17 protein-coding genes and 2 pseudogenes are annotated in these 17,546 nt (G+C 69.7%); 6 read left to right on the plus strand and 13 right to left on the minus strand.

Annotated features, from left to right (window positions below; all coding sequences use genetic code 11):
* The first annotated feature begins 366 nt into the window (after nucleotides 1-366).
* Nucleotides 367-717, plus strand: a complete 351-nt coding sequence (locus tag JHN63_RS38040; protein ID WP_200689643.1) for a metallopeptidase family protein — start codon at nucleotides 367-369, stop codon at nucleotides 715-717.
* 242 nt (nucleotides 718-959) lie between these two features.
* Here JHN63_RS38040 and JHN63_RS38045 read toward each other — a convergent pair whose 3' ends face one another.
* Together JHN63_RS38045 and JHN63_RS38050 are read right to left on the minus strand one after the other, a co-directional pair.
* Nucleotides 960-1,952: an aldo/keto reductase gene (locus tag JHN63_RS38045; protein ID WP_200689645.1), complete on the minus strand. Its 993-nt coding sequence runs from the start codon at nucleotides 1,950-1,952 to the stop codon at nucleotides 960-962.
* A 44-nt stretch (nucleotides 1,953-1,996) separates the two neighbouring features.
* A complete protein-coding gene (locus tag JHN63_RS38050; protein WP_200689647.1) occupies nucleotides 1,997-2,584 on the minus strand; it encodes a Uma2 family endonuclease in 588 nt (195 codons plus the stop codon).
* Nucleotides 2,585-2,732: 148 nt separating this feature from the next.
* Between JHN63_RS38050 and JHN63_RS38055 the strand changes: the two genes are divergently transcribed.
* A complete protein-coding gene (locus JHN63_RS38055; protein WP_200689650.1) occupies nucleotides 2,733-3,521 on the plus strand; it encodes a Stf0 family sulfotransferase in 789 nt (262 codons plus the stop codon).
* A 50-nt stretch (nucleotides 3,522-3,571) separates the two neighbouring features.
* Here the strand turns inward: JHN63_RS38055 and JHN63_RS38060 are convergent.
* Nucleotides 3,572-4,237: pseudogene (locus tag JHN63_RS38060) on the minus strand (SGNH/GDSL hydrolase family protein); the annotation flags it as partial.
* A 118-nt stretch (nucleotides 4,238-4,355) separates the two neighbouring features.
* On the opposite strand from JHN63_RS38060, the gene JHN63_RS38065 reads away from it, so the two are divergent.
* Nucleotides 4,356-5,354, plus strand: coding sequence for a WD40 repeat domain-containing protein (locus tag JHN63_RS38065; RefSeq protein WP_200689652.1), 999 nt, complete (start codon nucleotides 4,356-4,358; stop codon nucleotides 5,352-5,354).
* On the opposite strand, the gene JHN63_RS38070 is transcribed toward JHN63_RS38065, so the two are convergent.
* On the minus strand, nucleotides 5,338-6,141 hold the full coding sequence (locus JHN63_RS38070) for a TetR/AcrR family transcriptional regulator (RefSeq protein ID WP_200689655.1): 804 nt from the start codon (nucleotides 6,139-6,141) through the stop codon (nucleotides 5,338-5,340). The genes JHN63_RS38065 and JHN63_RS38070 overlap by 17 nt on opposite strands.
* Nucleotides 6,142-6,253: 112 nt before the next feature.
* Here JHN63_RS38070 and JHN63_RS38075 point away from each other — a divergent pair, with 112 nt between their 5' ends.
* The 3 genes from JHN63_RS38075 (at nucleotide 6,254) to JHN63_RS38085 (ending at nucleotide 9,819) form a co-directional block, all read left to right on the plus strand.
* Nucleotides 6,254-7,270, plus strand: coding sequence for an ATP-binding cassette domain-containing protein (locus tag JHN63_RS38075; RefSeq protein WP_200689658.1), 1,017 nt, complete (start codon nucleotides 6,254-6,256; stop codon nucleotides 7,268-7,270).
* Nucleotides 7,267-8,130 carry an ABC transporter permease gene (locus JHN63_RS38080; protein WP_200689659.1) on the plus strand — a complete coding sequence of 288 codons (864 nt, stop codon included), beginning with the start codon at nucleotides 7,267-7,269 and terminating at the stop codon, nucleotides 8,128-8,130. Before JHN63_RS38075 ends, JHN63_RS38080 begins: the two co-directional genes overlap by 4 nt.
* Nucleotides 8,131-8,298: 168 nt before the next feature.
* The gene (locus tag JHN63_RS38085) at nucleotides 8,299-9,819 is read left to right on the plus strand and encodes a cellulase family glycosylhydrolase (protein ID WP_200689671.1); all 1,521 of its coding nucleotides are present in this window, start codon (nucleotides 8,299-8,301) and stop codon (nucleotides 9,817-9,819) included.
* Nucleotides 9,820-9,821: 2 nt separating this feature from the next.
* Here the strand turns inward: JHN63_RS38085 and JHN63_RS38090 are convergent, their stop codons facing one another.
* The 9 genes and pseudogenes from JHN63_RS38090 to JHN63_RS38130 form a co-directional block, all read right to left on the minus strand.
* Complete coding sequence (locus JHN63_RS38090) at nucleotides 9,822-10,205, minus strand: VOC family protein (protein WP_234478316.1); 384 nt, start codon at nucleotides 10,203-10,205, stop codon at nucleotides 9,822-9,824.
* Between the two features lie 160 nt (nucleotides 10,206-10,365).
* Nucleotides 10,366-11,034: a hypothetical protein gene (locus JHN63_RS38095; RefSeq protein ID WP_200689660.1), complete on the minus strand. Its 669-nt coding sequence runs from the start codon at nucleotides 11,032-11,034 to the stop codon at nucleotides 10,366-10,368.
* A gap of 263 nt (nucleotides 11,035-11,297) precedes the next feature.
* Nucleotides 11,298-12,110 (minus strand): acyl carrier protein, encoded by an 813-nt coding sequence (locus tag JHN63_RS38100; RefSeq protein ID WP_200689661.1) that lies wholly within the window; start codon nucleotides 12,108-12,110, stop codon nucleotides 11,298-11,300.
* 269 nt (nucleotides 12,111-12,379) lie between these two features.
* Nucleotides 12,380-13,498 (minus strand): phosphoserine transaminase, encoded by a 1,119-nt coding sequence (serC, locus tag JHN63_RS38105; protein WP_200689664.1) that lies wholly within the window; start codon nucleotides 13,496-13,498, stop codon nucleotides 12,380-12,382.
* Nucleotides 13,499-13,608: 110 nt separating this feature from the next.
* Complete coding sequence (locus tag JHN63_RS38110; RefSeq protein WP_200689668.1) at nucleotides 13,609-14,844, minus strand: cytochrome P450; 1,236 nt, start codon at nucleotides 14,842-14,844, stop codon at nucleotides 13,609-13,611.
* A gap of 146 nt (nucleotides 14,845-14,990) precedes the next feature.
* Complete coding sequence (locus tag JHN63_RS38115) at nucleotides 14,991-16,196, minus strand: cytochrome P450 (protein ID WP_200689669.1); 1,206 nt, start codon at nucleotides 16,194-16,196, stop codon at nucleotides 14,991-14,993.
* Entirely contained in the window at nucleotides 16,193-16,810 is a 618-nt protein-coding gene (locus tag JHN63_RS38120) for an ATP/GTP-binding protein (RefSeq protein ID WP_200689670.1), read from the minus strand. The genes JHN63_RS38115 and JHN63_RS38120 overlap by 4 nt, the downstream gene beginning before the upstream one ends.
* A gap of 11 nt (nucleotides 16,811-16,821) precedes the next feature.
* Nucleotides 16,822-17,137 (minus strand): annotated as a pseudogene (locus JHN63_RS38125) (DUF742 domain-containing protein).
* Nucleotides 17,137-17,546: roadblock/LC7 domain-containing protein (locus JHN63_RS38130; protein ID WP_234478317.1), on the minus strand; the 410-nt coding region annotated here is incomplete at its 5' end. The gene JHN63_RS38130 and the pseudogene JHN63_RS38125, both read right to left, overlap by 1 nt.

A 17,546-nucleotide genomic window follows, 5' to 3' on the forward strand; every position in this document is an offset into this window, starting at 1 on the left:
CAACCGGCGGCAGCGGCGACGACGGCGACCGCGGCGACCAGACGGACGGGTACGTACATGGGGCGCACGGGGCCACCTCCGAGGGCGAAAAAAGGAGTCCCCCTCTCAACTCCCGCCGCCCACCGGAAGACACGCGCCGCACCGCCCCACACCGGCATCCGGCCCCGAGACGACCGGTTCCCGACCCGTTCCGACCCCTCACCGACCGAGAATCGCCGTTACGGCATCCGCCGCGGCCCCCGACGCCCGCCGACTCTCCCCCAACTCCCCTTCCCCAGAACCGACTTCGGGCACATACCGGACAAGCCCGGTCCGCCGCCCCGCGCCCACCGCCCCGAACCGGCGTTCGTCCCGGACAATGGACCTGTGCTGGAAATGACACGCGAGGCATTCGAAGAGCTGGTGAGCGAGGCCCTGGACCGGATCCCGCCGGAGCTGACGCGGGTCATGGACAACGTGGCGGTGTTCGTCGAGGACGAACCCGACCCCGCCGACCCCGAACTCCTCGGCCTCTACGAAGGAACACCGCTCACCGAACGCGGCGAGTGGTACGCCGGCGTCCTCCCCGACCGGATCTCGATCTACATGGGCCCGACCCTGCGCTACTGCGCCACCACGGAGGACGTCGTCCACGAGGTCGCCGTCACCGTCGTCCACGAGGTCGCCCACCACTTCGGCATCGACGACGAGCGCCTCCACGAACTCGGCTGGGGCTGAGCGCTCCGCCGGAAGCGCGGTGATGAGGTGCGGTGAGGAGGCCGCGGGCCGGATGCGGCTGGCCGCGCCCACGCGGCGGAGCCGCACATGTCACAGCCCCGCACCCCTTTGGGGCGCGCCTGCCTTGACGGCGTCTACCGGGCGAAGGCCTCGGGGCTGCGGATCGTCGTTCGGCTCCGCCGGGCGGGAGCTGGTCGCGCCCACGCGGCGGAGCCGCATCTGTCACACCCCGCGCGGTGTTGCTACCAGGCGAAGGCCTCCGGCGACGGCCCCGGGCCCGGGAAGATCTCGTCGAGTGAGGTGAGGACTTCCTCGCTCAGTTCCAGTTCCACGGCCCGCAGCGCGGAGTCGAGTTGCTCGGCGGTGCGGGGGCCGACGATCGGGCCGGTGACGCCGGGGCGGGTGAGGAGCCAGGCCAGGGCGGCCTCGCCGGGCTCGATGCCGTGCTTGTCGAGGAGGTCCTCGTAGGCCTGGATCTGGGCGCGTGAGGTCGGGTTGGCGAGGGTGTCCGCGGCCCGGCCGCTCGCCCGGCGTCCGCCCGAGACCTCCTTCTTGATGACCCCGCCGAGGAGCCCGCCCTGGAGCGGGGACCAGGGGATGACCCCGAGGCCGTACTCCTGCGCGGCCGGGATGACCTCCATCTCGGCGCGGCGCTCGGCGAGGTTGTAGAGGCACTGCTCGCTGACCAGGCCGATGGTGCCGCCGCGGCGGGCCGCGATCTCGTTCGCCTGGGCGATCTTGTAACCGGGGAAGTTCGAGGAACCGACGTAGAGGATCTTGCCCTGCTGGATGAGGGTGTCGATCGCCTGCCAGATCTCCTCGAAGGGAGTGGCACGGTCGATGTGGTGGAACTGGTAGACGTCGATGTAGTCCGTCTGGAGCCGCTTGAGGCTGGCGTCCACGGCGCGCCGGATGTTCACGGCGGACAGCTTGTCGTGGTTGGGCCAGGCGTCGCCGTCGGCGGCCATGTTGCCGTAGACCTTGGTGGCGAGGACCGTCTTGTCGCGGTGATCGGGGCTCTTGGCGAACCAGGTGCCGATGATCTCCTCGGTACGGCCCTTGTTCTCACCCCACCCGTACACATTGGCGGTGTCGAAGTAGTTGATACCGGCGTCCAGCGCCGCGTCCATGATCGCGTGACTGTCCGCCTCGTCGGTCAGCGGACCGAAGTTCATCGTCCCGAGGACGAGCCGGCTGACCTTGAGTCCCGTGCGTCCGAGCTGCGTGTACTTCATGAGTACCTAGCCAACGACTTCGAGTGCGCTCTATGCAAGGGGGGTCAGTCGCGGGGGAAGTCGGCAGTGGTGAGGGTGAGGCCGACCACGGTGTCGGTGAGATCCATGTCGTCCCCGAACGCCACCTTCGTCTCGGTCGCGTAGTCGTCGCCCTTGGGGTGGGTGTAGATGTGGCAGCGGCCCTGGTACGGGTCGGCGATGACGTAGACGGGGACCTCGGCGAGGGCGTACGCGGCCTTCTTGGGACCGTAGTCGTTGGCGGCGGTGCCCTTGGAGATGACCTCGGCGACGAACTCGACGTCCTGGTGGCGCCAGCCCCCGCCCTCCGTCTTCTCGGCCCCCTCGGTCATCACCGTCACGTCGGTCGCGAATCCGTTGAGGTGACCCGGGTAGTCGATACGGACGTCGGACTTCACGCGCTTTCGGGGGTACTTGGTCCGTAGCTGCTCGTAGATATCCGCGATGATCTCCCAGTGGGTATCCCGCTGTGGCGACATGAAGACGGTCCCCTCGACGATCTCGACCTTGTATCCCTCGGGGGCGGGCATCTTCTCGATCCGCTCGAACCACTCGTCGAGCGTGATCTCGTCGTCGCTCTTGGCCATCGCGATCCTGTCTTCAAGGACGGTCATCGTGGCGCTCCTCCCCGGCCGCCCTCCACACAAGTGCAGCCGCGCGGTACAACGATACGCACGGTGACCGGGATGCGTGGTGATCACGCCATCGTCACCGTCGTTATCCGGTTGCCGCCCACCACCGCCACCCCCGACCCTGTTCCCCGTGACCCAGCAGACGGACACGGACACGTACTTCATCTGCGCCACCCCCCGAACCGGCAGCTCCCTCCTCCTGGGTCTCCTCGACTCCACCGGGGTCGCCGGACACCCCCAGGCCTACTTCCGGTCGCCGGACGAGGCGGCGTGGGCCGAGCGCTGGGGGCTCAGGCGCGAGGGCCAACACGCCCTGGACTACGGCGACTTCGTGCGGGCCGCGATCGCCGCGGGCCGGACCGGCAACGGCGTCTTCGGAGCCAAACTCATGTGGGGCACGCACGCCGAACTCACAACTCGCCTCGCACGCCTGCACCCTGACCTCGGCGGCGACGAACTACGCCTGCTGGAGCGGGGGTTCGGCACGAGGATCCGGTTCGTGCACCTGTACCGGGACGACACCCTCGCCCAAGCCGTCTCATGGCTGCGCGCCGAGCAGACCGGCGTCTGGTTCATCGGCGGGAAGGGCGAGATCGGCGGAGGCCGGGCCGATCCCGCCGGCGCTCGGCCCTCCTGCGACCCCTCCTACGACCGTGACGCCATCACCCGCATCATCCGCACGGTCGACGAGCACAACGCGGGGTGGGAGCGATGGTTCGAGGCCTACGGCATCGAGCCGTACCGCATCCGCTACGAGGACCTCTCCGCCGACCCGGAAGCCGCCACCCGCCGCGTGCTCGGCCACCTCGGCCTCGCGCTCCCCGCCGGGGTCCGCGTCACCCCCAGTCATCAGCGCCAGGCCGACCGCCTCACCGAGGAGTGGGTCGACCGGTACCGGCTCCCACCCCCTGCCCTGTGATCGTCAGGCGCGGTGGACGAGGAGTCCGAGCTGCCGTCGCTGTCCTCGTCGTACTCCGCGCCGACCTCCCACGCCTGATGCATCGCCCCCGCGAACGCCCCCGCGATCTTGTGCTCGCCGGACGCGTTCGGGTGGGTGCCGTCGTAGGTGTCGTGGGTGACGTCGTACGACTCCGGGAGGGAGGCCAGGAGGAGCGGTGAGCGAGGACTGTCGAGGTCGGCGACCGCCTTCGCCTGGAGTTCGTTGAAGAGGGCGACCTCGGTGGCGAAGGGGGCGTCCGTCCGGGCGCGGACGTTCGGGATCACCGGCAGGAACACCATGCGGACGGACGGCTTCGCGGTGCGGGCCTCCGTCACGAAGGACCGCAGGTTGTCGGCGGTCTGCGTCGCGTTCGTGTAGAAGCCCAGGTCGATCAGGCCGAGGGAGACGAGGAGGACGTCCGCCCGGTGCGCGCGCACCGCCTCGCCGATCAGCGGGGCCATGTGCAGCCACCCCTCGCCCCAGCCGGCGAGGTGGAAGTGCGGGAAGTCCGGGTCGGCGTACTCGTACGACGTGGGCGTGTCCGTCGCCTTGTCGTACAGCGTCTCGCGCGGGCCGACCACGGTGAACGGGCCGCCGTAGGTCGCGCGCAGGTGCTGCCACATCCGGTAACGCCATGTGTGTTCGCCCGCGCTCCCGATCGTCATGGAGTCGCCTACGGGCATGAACCTGAGCATCCGCTCATGATGGACGATCAGCGGCCGATCACCGGAGCCGGGGGGATGTGAGGCCCACCACGCCCGGCCCGCGAGGGCGCTCTCCGTGCCGCACCGCCGGGGATGGCAGGCTGGGGGCATGCGTCGCTTCCTCGCGTTCCTCGGTGCCGGCTTTCTGGCCGGCGCGCTCGCCCTGCCCGCAGCAGCGGCACCCTCCGACGACGGTGCCGGCAAGGGCGACAAGGGGTTCACGATCACCGACTCCCGGATCACCGAGTCCAGCGGGCTCGCCGCCTCGCACCTCCACCCCGGCATCTACTGGACCCACAACGACAGCAACGACGGCCCGTACATCTACGCCGTCGACAGCAGTACGGGGAAGACCGTCGCCACGGTCACCTTCAGCGGGGTGGGCAAGCCGCGCGACGTCGAGGCCATCTCCATCGGGCCGGGCAACGAGATCTACATCGGCGACATCGGCGACAACCTCGACGGGACCTGGCCGTACGTCTGGATCTACAAGCTGCCCGAGCCGAAGGTGCTGAAGAGTCAGACGATCAAGGCCACGCAGTACGTCGTGAAGTACTCGGACGGGGCGCGCAACGCCGAGTCGCTGATCGTGCACCCCAAGACCGGGCGCGTGTACATCATCGACAAGAAGGAGGACGGCGGGCATCTCTTCGAGGGCCCGGCGAAGCTCTCCACCTCCGGCACCAACTACTTCAAGCCCGTCGCCGCCGTCGACCTCTGGGCCACCGACGCCGCCTTCTCGCCCAACGGCCAACAGCTCGCCGTACGGGGCTACTTCGGCGGTGTCTACTACGACTGGAACGGCGGGAGGATCAAGCGCGAGGGGCGCTTGGACGTGCCCTTGCAGGGGCAGGGGGAGTCGGTCAGCTACTCCGCCGACGGGACCAAGCTGATGTACGGCAGTGAGGGCACCGACAGTCCGGTGGAGGCCGAGGACGCGCCCGACGGGGCCACGTCGGGCGCTTCCAAGTCCCCCTCGGGGGGCGGGAGTTCGGCGAGCGGTGACGACGGCGGCGGCACGGGGAGCACGGTGAAGGTGGGTGCCGTCGCCGTCGTGATCGTCTGCGGGGCCCTGATCGGGCTACGGCGCCTCACGCGTCGTAGCTGACGTCCCGGGTGAACTCGCTTGCCCCGCACCGCTGTTGGACGACGACCTCAAGCCCGTCCAGGATGCGGCCGAGCCCGAACTCGAAGTGGTCGAAGAGGGCGGTGAAGGTGTCGGGGGAGAGGGACGCGAGGGTGGGGTAGGCGCCGGTCGCCATGGCCTTCTCCAGCGCCGGGACCTGGGCGCCGTAGAACTCCGCGTCGGTCAGGCCGGTGCTGCGGGCCGCCTCCTCCTGGTGGACCTGGGTGCGGGCCGCGCCGACGACATAGCCGTCGATCATGACGACCGTCGAGACGAGTTCCGGGTCGGTCAGGCCCATCGGGCGGATGCGGGCGAGCAGGCGCTCCAGGGTCGCGAGGGCGCGCGGGCCGAGCAGCGGGCGGGACTGGTTGACGCGCAGCAGCCAGGGGTGGCGGCGGTGGACGGCGAGGGCGTCGCGGGCCGCGGTCTCCAGGGCCGTGCGCCAACTGCCGCCGTCCACCCCGTCGTTGGGGCGGTCCGGGAAGCGGACGCGGTCCAGCATGAGGTCGAGGAGTTCGGCCTTGCCGGGGACGTAGCGGTACAACGACATGGCGCCCGTGCCCAGTTCGGTGGCCACGCGCCGCATGGAGACCGCGTCCAGCCCCTCCTCGTCCGCGATGCGGACGGCCGCGTCCACGACCCGGTCGACGCTCAGACCCGGTTTCGGGCCGCGGCTCGGCCGGGGGCCGGTGTCCCACAGCAGTTCGAGGGTGCGGCCGATGTCCCCACTGCCGCTGGATTCCGTCGAGTTGGCGGGCCTGCTCGTCATGTGGGGGAGTCTAGGTCGCGGGGCGAAAACCGAGTACACCGTACGCGCAATCGGATACGGTGCACGCAGTTCGCGTTGTTTGGAACGCTCGGTACGGGAGGGAGGGGTCCGCGTGAGCGACGGGTACGTCGTGGAGGCCGAGGCGCTGGAGAAGCGCTACGGCGACAAACGCGCCCTCGACGGCTTCGACCTGGCCGTGCGCGAGGGCACCGTGCACGGGCTGCTCGGCCCGAACGGCGCCGGCAAGACCACCGCCGTACGCATCCTCTCCACGCTGGTCCGGCTCGACGGCGGCCGGGCGACCGTCGCCGGTCTGGACGTGGCCCGCCAGCCCCGCCAGGTCCGCACCCGGATCGGGCTCACCGGCCAGTACGCGGCGATCGACGAGATCCTCACCGGCCGGCAGAACCTGGAGATGTTCGGCCGTCTCTTCCATCTCGGCCGTAAGCGGGCCAAGTTGAGGGCGGCCCAACTCCTGCGCCAGTTCGACCTGGAGGCCGCCGCGGACAAGGGCGCGGGCGGCTACAGCGGTGGCATGCGCCGCCGCCTCGACCTCGCGGCCTCGATGATCCTGGCCCCGGCCGTCCTCTTCCTCGACGAACCGACCACCGGCCTGGACCCGCGCAGCCGGGGCGAAGTCTGGGAATCCGTAAGGCAGTTGGTGGCCGACGGCACCACCGTCCTCCTCACCACCCAGTACCTGGAGGAGGCCGACCGGCTGGCCTCCCGCATCACCGTCATCGACCAGGGCCGGGCCATCGCCGACGACACCCTCGACGGCCTCAAGAACCGCGTCGGCGGCGACCGCGTCGAGGTCGTGGTCCGCGAGCCGGCCCATATCCCGTACGCGTTGCAGGCGGTCGCACGGGTCGCCCACGGCGGTCAACCGGAGGCCGACATGGGCGAGTTGAGAGTCCACGCGCCGGTGGTCGACCGGGTGGGCTCCCTCACCGAGGTCGCCCGCTACCTCCAGCACTACGGCATCCCGGTCGAGGACATCGGCCTGCGCCGCCCGAGCCTGGACGACGTGTTCCTCCGGCTGACGGGCCGCCGTACGGAGGAAGAACCGGAACCGGAGCCGAAGTTGGACCCGGAACCGGACCCGGAGACCGAGGGGGCGGCGGCGTGACGACGACATCCGAGGGCACGGGACGGACGTACCGCAGACGCCCCCAACACGGCCGGGTCTTCTGGACGATCGCGGACTGCTGGAACGTGGTCCGCCGGGGCCTGACCCACTACCGGCGCCAACCGGTCAGCATCCTCTGGCAGTTGGGCTTCCCGATCCTGTCCGTGCTGCTGTACGGGTACGTCTTCGGCAAGGCCATGCGGGTTCCGGGCGGCGGCGACTACAAGGCGTTCCTGATGCCGGGCATGTTCGTGATGACGGTCGCCATGGGCTTCGTCTCCACGGCGACGATCTTCGTGAACGACGCGAAGAAGGGCGTCATCGACCGGTTCCGTTCCATGCCGATGGCGCCGTCGGCGGTGGTCGCTGGGCGCGGTGCGACCGATCTCATCGTCGCCTGCGCGGAGTTGGGCATCATGATGGCCACGGCCTACGGCATGGGCTGGCGCCCGGAGTTCGGCTCCGGCCCCTTCCCCGGCTCGGTCCTCGGCTTCGCGAAGGCGGTCGCGCTGCTCCTGGCCCTGCGCTTCGCGCTCATCTGGGTGGGCGTCTGGCTGGGGTTGCTGCTGCCGGGCCCCGAGCAGGTGGGCGGCCTCTTCGCGATCGTCTTCCCGCTGACGATGATCTCCAGCATCTACGTCTCCCCGCAGCAGATGCCCCACTGGCTGGGCCAGGCCGCCCTCTGGAACCCGCTCTCCTCGACGGCCGGCGCCACGCGAGCGCTCTTCGGCGCGCCGACGGGACAGGGGGAGTCCTGGCCGGAACAGCACGCGTTGCTGCTGGCGGGGGCGTGGCCGGCGGCGTTGACGCTGCTGTTCCTGCCGTTGGCGGTACGGAGGTTCCGGAGGCTGAGCCGGTAACCGGTAGCCGGTAGCCGGTAGCCGGTCCAGTTGGTTCCAGTCGCTCGAGTCCGTCCAATGGCTTGACGTGTCCACGTGATGTGGCTTCCATGGGGATGCCGGGTTATGGGAGCGCTCCCATCCGTTCCGGACCCGCGCCTCCCGAGAGGAAGCAGCGAGGTGTCCTCCATGTTCCTGCTCCGCAGACTGAGAAGCTTCCTGTGCGTTGCCGCAGCGGTGCTTCTGCTGCCGTTGGCCGGAGTTCAGACGGCGCGTGCCGCCGACGCGCCCGGCGCCGGTTACTGGCACACCAGCGGCCGGCAGATCCTCGACGCGGCCGGGCAGCCGGTCCGGATCGCCGGCATCAACTGGTTCGGCTTCGAGACCGCCAACTACGTGGTCCACGGCCTCTGGTCACGCGACTACAAGAGCATGATCGACCAGATGAGGTCGCTGGGCTACAACACGATCCGGCTGCCCTACAGCGACGACATCTTCAAGACGTCGACCGTCCCCAACAGCATCGACTTCTCCAGCGGCAAGAACGCCGACCTCCAGGGCCTCAACTCCCTCCAGATCATGGACAGGATCGTGGCCTACGCCGGTCAGGACGGCCTGAAGGTCATCCTCGACCGGCACCGCCCGGACGCGGGCGGGCAGTCGGCTCTCTGGTACACGGCGGCGGTACCGGAGTCGACGTGGATCGCCAACCTCCGCTCGCTGGCCGCCCGTTACGCGGGCCAGTCGACGGTCATCGGCATCGACCTCCACAACGAGCCGCACGATCCCGCGTGTTGGGGCTGCGGGGACGTCTCCGTCGACTGGCGGCTCGCGGCGGAGCGCGCGGGCGACGCGGTGCTGTCGGTCAACCCGGACCTGCTGGTCTTCGTCGAGGGCGTGCAGACGTACGCCGGTGTCTCGGGCTGGTGGGGCGGCAACTTGATGGGCGCGGGCCAGTACCCGGTGGAGCTGAACGTCCCGAACCGGGTCGTGTACTCCGCCCACGACTACGCGACGAGCGTGGCCCAGCAGAGCTGGTTCAGCGACCCGACCTTCCCGGCCAACATGCCCGCGGTGTGGGACAAGTACTGGGGCTACCTCTTCCGGCAGAATCTCGCGCCCGTGTGGGTGGGGGAGTTCGGCACGACGCTGGCGTCGACGGTGGACCAGAAGTGGCTCGCGGCGCTGGTGAGTTACCTCCGCCCGACCTCGACGTACGGCGCCGACAGCTTCTCCTGGACCTTCTGGTCGTGGAATCCCAACTCCGGTGACACAGGCGGAATCCTGAAGGACGACTGGGTGACCGTGGACACGGTGAAGGACGGATATCTGGCCGGTGCGAAGGCACCGCTGTTCCCGAGCACGGGAACGGGCACGGGTGGCGGAACGGGCGGCGGCGGTGGCAGTACCGCGTCCTGCGCGGCGGCCTACACCGTCACCAGCGACTGGGGCAGCGGCTTCAACGCGGCCGTGACGGTGACGAACACGGGGACGTCCGCGCTCAAGTCCTGGCAGGTCAAGTGGACTTGGGGCGGCACCCAGCAGATCACCAACATGTGGAACGCGACGTACACGCAGAGCGGGGCGAGCGTGACCGCGGTGAACGCGGATCACAACGGGAGTGTGGGCGTGGGGGCCTCGGCGAGCTTCGGGTTCGGGGGTGCGCCGGGCGGCGGGGCTGTGCCGAGTCTGACCTGTACGGCGATGTGAGGTCATTCCTCGTCGAAGCACAGGCAGAAGGGATGGCCGGCCGGGTCGAGGAGCACCCGGACGTTCTCCTGCGGCTGGAACTCCGCCACCGTGGCGCCCAGGGCGACCGCCTCGGCGACCGCCGAGTCCAGATCGCCCACCTGGAAGTCGAAGTGCATCATCGGGCGCTGTTCCCCTTCGGCCGGCGGCCACACCGGCGGCCGGTAGCCCTCCGCCCGCTGGAACACGAAGAACGGTCCTTGTGGAGACGCGGCGACGACGGCCGTGCCCGGCTCGTCGTGTTCGAGGCGCCACCCCAGGAGTTCGGCGTAGAACTTCGCCAGGCCCCTGGGGTCCGGTGCCTCGATCGCCGTCCCCCACCACATGCCGCCGGTTCGAGATCTCATGTGCGTAGCCTGCCGGATGAGCTGCCCGGCCCGCCGAACACCACAACGCTCCCGTCGGCGACGTAGGCGCCGGGCTCATGATGGTCGACTCGCGGCTCAAGGCTGTTCACGCCGGGAAGTCCGCGACGGATTCCGAACAGCAGGAGCCGATGGAGCAGAGCTAAGGGGTAGAAGTCCCGGCGCGCTGTAGCTGAGCCGGGTCCGACACCGCGCCGTCCCCGCCGTCCCGCCTCGCCCCCACGCACAACCACACGTAGACCAGGTCCAGCACGCTGCACATGATGCCGAGGCCGAGCAGGAACCCGTCGTGCTGAAGGGCGCCGAAGAGAATCGTGGGCGCGAGCGTGCCGAGCCACTTGGCCACCGCGATCGTCACCGACTGCCCGCGCAGTCCGCGGCGCGCGACGAACATCGCGATGAACAGGGCGGACATCAGCAGGTTCTGGAGGAACGCCGAGTAGCCGGCCCCGTCCTCCGCGCCGAACTTCGCCAGGAACAGCCACTGCACGGCGAACGACATCCCGAACAGCAGCACGCTCAGGCCGGCGAACATCCGTGGCGTGGCAAACGAAGGGAACTCGGCGCGGCCGTACCGGAAGAACGTGTACACGATGACCGCGTCGGCGATGCCCCACACCAGGTTGATGCCGCCCTGGACCGAGGGGTCGAAGGCCAGGTTGTGCACCGCGTACGTCCATTCCCACGCGAAGTTCAGCCCCAGCGCCACGGCCGGCATGGCGTAGGTGCGTTCGCGGAACCCGACGCGGATCGCTTCGATGTACACGATCGTCCAGGCGATGCCGCTCGCGAGGATGAGGGCGATATGCATCTGCGTCTCCTGTCGCGGATCTTCGAGGGGTCGCGCGGACGCCAACAGACACGTTTCGGGGATGTGGGCGATGTCCGTCTTACGTGAGTGTGACGCAGGGACGTGGGGGCGTACCACCTCGTACTCGGCCTGCCGGGGCGGCAGTTGGGGATCAGGGGCACAGCCGGGCCATCCGCGACAGCAAGCCGCACCCGGAAGACGGCATCCCCCTCCTCGCCGTCTCCCGGGAAGCCTGGCGCGCGGCTTCGTCCCGTACCCCTGAACTACCTGCGGGGCAACGACGTGTTGGTGATCGGCAGCTTCTGGACCGCCCCCGCCACGTACAGGTCCGTCGGAGCCGTGCGCAGCGTGAACGTGTCGTCGTAGGACGAGACCCGTACCGACATGACGAAGAAGCCGTCGTCCTCGGCCGTCACCTTCACGTGGTACTCCTGCTCCCAGTACGTCTGGAGGAAGACCTCCGTGCCCTGGGGCTCGACCCCGCTCGGGAGGGTGACCTTGCCCTGGACGGTGAGGATGTCGCCGGCCTTCACCTTCTTCTTGTTGACGGAGTAACTGAGCTTGCTGGTACGGGCTTTGGCGGCCACGGTCGTTTCCGCGAAGTAGCCGTCCTGCGGAGTGTTGAGGTCGCCGTCCTCGTCGTAGAGGGCGGTGATGTGCACGTCGCGCTGGACGTTGAGCAGGCTGCTGCCGGTCGTGTGGTCGATGGCGACGTCGGGGACCGTGAACTTCCCGTTGGCGTCGGTGACCGGCTTGCCCAGGTCGCGCGGCTCGTAGTAGTTGGGGTCGATCGGGTCGCCCCACGGGTTCCAGGTGGTGAACTGGACGACTTCCTGGAGCGTGACGGGGATGTTGGGCGCCGGGGTGCCGTCCGCCTTGGTGACGGTGCCGGTGACGTCGACGTAGCGCTCTTGGTGGTTCGTGGTGGTGGGGTTGGTCGTCACGGTCAGGACGTAGGCGTCGCCGGGCGCGGCGTCCGAGGGGGCCGCGGAGGCGGCCGGTACGGACAGGGCGCCGGCGGCGAGCAGCAGCGCGGCGGTGGCGGCCAGCCGCGTCGGCAGGGACTTCCTGGGCATGGGGGCAACTCCAACTTCGGTCGAAAAGCGCGGAGTTGCGCCGCAGGTGTGCGACGCAACGGGTTCGACCGGTGGGGTGCGGAGGCGGTTGTACCCTGTGCATTCGCTGTTACCCGGCTGTGGTGTGCGGTGGTTTTGTCCGGGTTGCGGGTTCACCTGGACGTCGGCCGCAGGCTGCCCCGCGGTCTTCTACGACGCCGAAGGGCGCCCCGCGGATCACCGTCGCGGGGCGCCCTTCGGCGTCGTAGAACCGTGTGACCGTACGGCGACTACAGCTTCTCGATGACGTAGTCGATGCACTTCGTCAGCGCCTCGACGTCCGCCGGGTCGATCGCCGGGAACATCGCCACGCGGAGCTGGTTGCGGCCGAGCTTGCGGTAGGGCTCGGTGTCGACGATGCCGTTGGCGCGCAGGACCTTGGCGATCGCCGCCGCGTCGATCTCGTCGGCGAAGTCGATCGTGCCGATGACCTGCGAGCGCTTGGTGGGGTCGGACACGAACGGGGTCGCGTACTTCGACTCCTCCGCCCAGCTGTACAGGCGGCTCGACGAGTCCTTCGTGCGGGCCGTCGACCAGGCCAGGCCGCCCTGGCCGTTGATCCACTCGAGCTGCTCGTTGAGGAGGAACAGGGTGGAGAGGGCCGGGGTGTTGTACGTCTGGTTCTTGCGGGAGTTGTCGATCGCCGTGGGGAGCGAGAAGAACTCGGGGACGTGGCGGCCGGACGCGTGGATACGCTCCGCGCGCTCGATCGCGGCCGGGGAGAACACGCCGATCCACAGGCCGCCGTCGGAGGCGAAGGACTTCTGCGGGGCGAAGTAGTAGACGTCCGTCTCGGCGATGTCCACCGGGAGGCCGCCCGCGCCCGAGGTGGCGTCCACGAGGACCAGCGCGCCCTCGTCGGCGCCCGCCACACGCTTGATGGGAGCGGCCACACCCGTCGACGTCTCGTTGTGCGTGTACGCGTACACGTCCACGCCCGCCTCGGCGGCCGGCTCCGGGTGCGTGCCGGGGTCGGACGAGATGACCGTCGGCTCAGCCAGCCACGGCGCGAGCTTGGCCGCCTTGGCGAACTTCGAGCTGAACTCGCCGAAGGTCAGGTGCTGCGACTTGTTCTCGATCAGCCCGTGGGTCGCGACGTCCCAGAAGGCCGTCGAACCGCCGTTGCCGAGGACGACCTCGTAGCCCTCGGGGAGCGAGAACAGCGCGGAGACGCCCTCGCGCACCTTGCCGACCAGGTTCTTGACCGGGGCCTGGCGGTGGGACGTGCCCAGCAGAGACGTACCGGTGGCGGCCAGCGCGTCCAGCGCTTCCGTCCGCACCTTGGAGGGGCCAGCGCCGAAACGTCCGTCGGCGGGCTTGATGTCAGCGGGAATCTGGATATCAGCCACGAGCCGGAGGGTATCGCCTCGACGAAACCGGACGGAAACCCGTCCGTTCGATGAGACGACCGCTCCGGCCCGTGGACAAGTGGATCAGTCGCCCGGCGCCGGCCGCAGGATCAGTCGGCCGGCGTCAGCCGCACCGGCAGCTCGAAGATGTCGTTCTGCGTCACCACCGGCTTGTTGCGGAGCTCGGACGCCGGGACCGCCAGGTCCAGGGCCGGGAAGCGCTCGTAGAGGGCGGGCAGCGCCACCCCCGCCTCCAGCCGGGACAGCGCCGCGCCGGGGCAGACGTGCGGGCCGTGGCCGAAGGAGATGTGACGGTTCTCGCTGGTGCGGGTGATGTCGAACGCGCCGGCCGTCGGGCCGTGCGCCTCCTCGTCGCGGCCGATCGCGGCGTACGACACGATCAGCGCGTCCCCGGCCGGGAGGATCCGGTCGCCGACCGGGACGTCCTCCGTGGCGAAGCGGATCAGGACGTGCGAGGTGGGCGTCGAGTGGCGCAGGGTCTCCTCGATCACCGAGGACCAGTCGGCCTCGCCGGCCAGCACCAGGGCGCGCTGGACGGGGTGCGTCGAGAGGTTGACGACCGCGTTGACGATCAGCGAGATCGTCGTCTCGTGGCCCGCCGCGACCATCAACTGGAGCGTGGAGACGATCTCCTCGTCGGTGAGGTGGTCGCCGTCCTCGGAGGCCGCGAGCAGCGCCGACGTCAGGTCGTCGCCGGGCTCCGCGCGTTTCGCCGCGACCGTCTGCGCCATGATGCCCGCGAGTTCCGTCAGCGTCGCGATGACCTCGGCCGGCGGGGTCTGCGTCGAGAAGAACTTCTCGAACAGCTCCTTCAGACGCGGGAGTCGGTCCTCCGCGATGCCCATGAGGTCGGCGATGACATACATGGGGAGCGGGTAGGCGAACTCCGCCTTCAGGTCCACGACTTCACCCTCGGCCGCCTCAACTCCGTTGAGCAGGCCCTCCGTCAGCTTCGCTATCCGCTCCCGCATCTGCTCCACCCGGCGCGGGGTGAGCGCCTGCGCGACCAGCGTCCGCATCCGGCGGTGGTCGGCGCCGTCCACGGTCAGCATGGAGCGGCCCGGGTTCGCCAGCCCGATCAGCGGCCAGTCCGCGGGAATCTCCCCGCGCCGCCACGCACCCCAGACCTCGATGTCCTTCACCAGCCGCGGATCCGTGAGCAGCTGTTTCGCCTCGGCATGCCGCGTCACCGCCCACACGGGCACCCCACCGGGCAGTTCTACGGCGGCCAGCGGACCGGCCGCGCGAAGCCTGGCGCTCTCGCCGTCCAGGTCGCCGACGAACGGGTCCAGGACGATACGGGTCTCTTCGGTACCGGTGCTCATACGGGATCGCCTCCAGGCAGGACGGGACAGGACAAGGCAGAGCGGGACAGGTCGGGACGGGGCTCATGGCCGACGGGCAAAGGTCGGGACTTGGGTATCGAGACCCAGGACCCAGGACCCGGGAGTCAGGACTTGAGACTCGGGACTCAGCGCGCCGGTACCGGTGTGAACCGCACCGGCAGCGCGGTCAGCCCCCGCAGCCACGGCGACGGCCGCCGTGTCAGTGACTCGGCGGGGACCGCGAGGTCGATGTCCGGCAGCCGGTCCAGGACGACCTCGATCCCCGTCCGCGCGATCACCTCGGCCACCTCCTGCGCCGGGAACGGACACCGGTGCTCCCCGTGCCCGAAGGAGAAGTGCGCGTTGTTGCCGCCGGTCAGCGCGGAGCCGTCGGTGCGGACCTGGGGGTCGGAGTTGGCGCCCTGGAGACCGAGGAGGAGCAGGTCGCCGGCGCGGATACGGCGGCCGCCGAGCTGGGTGTCGCGGGAGGCCCAGCGGCCGGCCACGTTCTGGGTCGGGGTGTCCTCCCACAGGACCTCGTTCATCGCCTCGGCGACACTGTTGCGGCCACCGAAGAGGGAGGCCGCGAACCGGTCGTCGGTCAGCATCAGCCGCAGCGAGTTGCCGATCCAGTCGGCGGTCGGCTGGTGGCCCGCCGCCATCATCACCATCAGGTCCTGGGCGATCTCCAGGTCGGAGAAGCCGGAGGTGTGCGTGAGCATCCGGGACACGACGTCGTCGGCCGGCTCGGCCTTCCGGTCGGCCAGCAACTGCCCCATGGAACCGGCCAGATGGGTCTGCCCGGCGATCGCGCGCTCACGACCGTCGATCATGTCGTTGAGCGCTGTCACCAGACCCGGACCCTGCTCGTCCCGGAAGCCGTAGAGCCGGGCCAGGACCCGCACCGGCAGCAGCATCGCGTAGTCACCGACGATGTCCGTCTCGCCCTTGGCGCAGATCCCGTCGATCAGCTCGTCCGCGAACTTCTCGGTGTACGACCGCAGTTCGGACGGGTCGACGGCCTCCAGCGCGTCGCTGATCATGCCGACGCGCTCACGGTGACGTTCGCCGACCGTGTAGAGGATCGACGGCTGCTTACGGCCGATCATCGGCAGCAGCGGCCAGTCGTCCGGGATGCCGTCCCACTGGTTCCACAGGTCGGAGTCCCGGCTGAACAGCACCGGATCGCCCGTGACCTGATGCAGCTCGCGGTAGCCGAGCACCAGCCAGGCCGGGACGTCGCCGTCGAGCACCACGGGGGTCACGGCGCCGTGCTCGCGCCTCATCTCCCTGTACAGCCGCGCCGGTTCGGTCTGGAACCTGGGTCCACTCAGCGGTACGGGCGCGGTCACAGGGCCAACTCCTGGTGGGGGGCGGGGACTTGGAGGCGGGCGGGGTCCTGGCCGTCGTAACGGCCCTTGCTGTGCTGGTTCTTGACGTGCTCGACCAGGGTGATCAGGACCTGCTTCGCGGACGCGCGGGAGCGGGCGTCGCAGTCCAGGAGGGGGACGTGCGGGTCGAGGTCGAGGGCCTCGCGGATCTGCTGCGGGGCGTAGGTCGGGCCGCCGAAGTCGTTGCAGGCCACGATGAAGGGGGTGCCGTGGTGTTCGAGGCGGTCGATGGCGTACCAGGAGTCGCCGATCCGGCGGGTGTCGACGAGGACGACCGCGCCGAGCGTCCCGGAGAACAGCCGGTCCCAGAGGAACCAGAACCGTTCCTGGCCGGGGGCGCCGAACAGGTACAGCACATTGCGGACGTCGAGCGTGATGCGGCCGAAGTCGAAGGCGACGGTGGTCGCGGACTTGCCGCGCACCTCGCTGATGTCGTCGACGGCCTCGCCGGCCTTCGTCATCGTCTCCTCGGTGTTGAGGGGACGTATCTCGCTGACCGAGCGGACCAGCGTGGTCTTGCCGACGCCGAAGCCGCCGACAACGGCCTGAAGATCGTGGTCGTCGGCGGCACCCAAGGGGGCGCGCGTCAGAGGTTGCGGAGTCCAACGAGCACCTGTTCCAGGACGTCGGGATCGGACACGGCCTTGCGCGGATGCCGGGCACTGACCCGGCCGGCCGCGAGAAGGTCGGAGAGGAGGATCTTGGTGATGCTCACCGGGAGTTTCAGTTCGGCCGCCAACTCGACGACGGCCGTGGGGTGTTCGGTGATCCGCAGGATCGCCGCGTGCTCCGACTGCATCCCGGTCACCGGATCGCACTCGGCGACCACGAGGGTCACCAGGTCGAACGGGCTGTCCGGTCCGGAGGCGGTCGGGTGAGTCGTCCCTGCCGGGGCGGCTCATCACGTACGCGGTTCCGCGCGCAGGTGCTCGCCGAGCTGTTCGACCAGCTCGCTCATGTTGTGCCCGATCAGACCCGCGTCCGCGTCCTCGGTGGTGACCAGGGCCAGGTGCGCGCCCTCGCCCGCCTCGACGATGAACAGCACCCCGCCGTAGAACTCCGTCATCGCGGAGCGCACGCCCCCGCTGCCGTCCCCGAACTCCACGGACGCGCCGTGCGACAGCGACTGGATCCCGGCGGCGATCGCGGCGAGCTGGTCGGCCTGGTCGACGGAGAGTTCGGGCGTCCGGCACAGCTTCAGGCCGTCCCGGGACAGCACGAGCGCGTGCCGTGCGCCCGGGGTGCGCTCCAGGAGGCCCTCGATGAGCCAGGTGAGCTTCTCGTCGGCGGTCGTCGTGCCGGCTGGCCCGC

The organism is Streptomyces sp. MBT65 (genome assembly GCF_016612545.1).
Taxonomy (GTDB): domain Bacteria; phylum Actinomycetota; class Actinomycetes; order Streptomycetales; family Streptomycetaceae; genus Streptomyces.

Bases quoted from the DNA above. Each gene is read 5' to 3' on its own strand.
- JHN63_RS38070 (WP_200689655.1), bottom strand. From the start codon at position 6,141: ATGACGAGCAGGCCCGCCAACTCGACGGAATCCAGCGGCAGTGGGGAC.
- JHN63_RS38090 (WP_234478316.1), bottom strand. From the start codon at position 10,205: ATGAGATCTCGAACCGGCGGCATGTGGTGGGGGACGGCGATCGAGGCA.
- JHN63_RS38050 (WP_200689647.1), bottom strand. From the start codon at position 2,584: ATGACCGTCCTTGAAGACAGGATCGCGATGGCCAAGAGCGACGACGAG.
- JHN63_RS38065 (WP_200689652.1), top strand. From the start codon at position 4,356: ATGCGTCGCTTCCTCGCGTTCCTCGGTGCCGGCTTTCTGGCCGGCGCG.
- JHN63_RS38045 (WP_200689645.1), bottom strand. From the start codon at position 1,952: ATGAAGTACACGCAGCTCGGACGCACGGGACTCAAGGTCAGCCGGCTC.
- JHN63_RS38095 (WP_200689660.1), bottom strand. From the start codon at position 11,034: ATGCATATCGCCCTCATCCTCGCGAGCGGCATCGCCTGGACGATCGTG.
- JHN63_RS38100 (WP_200689661.1), bottom strand. From the start codon at position 12,110: ATGCCCAGGAAGTCCCTGCCGACGCGGCTGGCCGCCACCGCCGCGCTG.
- JHN63_RS38085 (WP_200689671.1), top strand. From the start codon at position 8,299: ATGTTCCTGCTCCGCAGACTGAGAAGCTTCCTGTGCGTTGCCGCAGCG.
- JHN63_RS38110 (WP_200689668.1), bottom strand. From the start codon at position 14,844: ATGAGCACCGGTACCGAAGAGACCCGTATCGTCCTGGACCCGTTCGTC.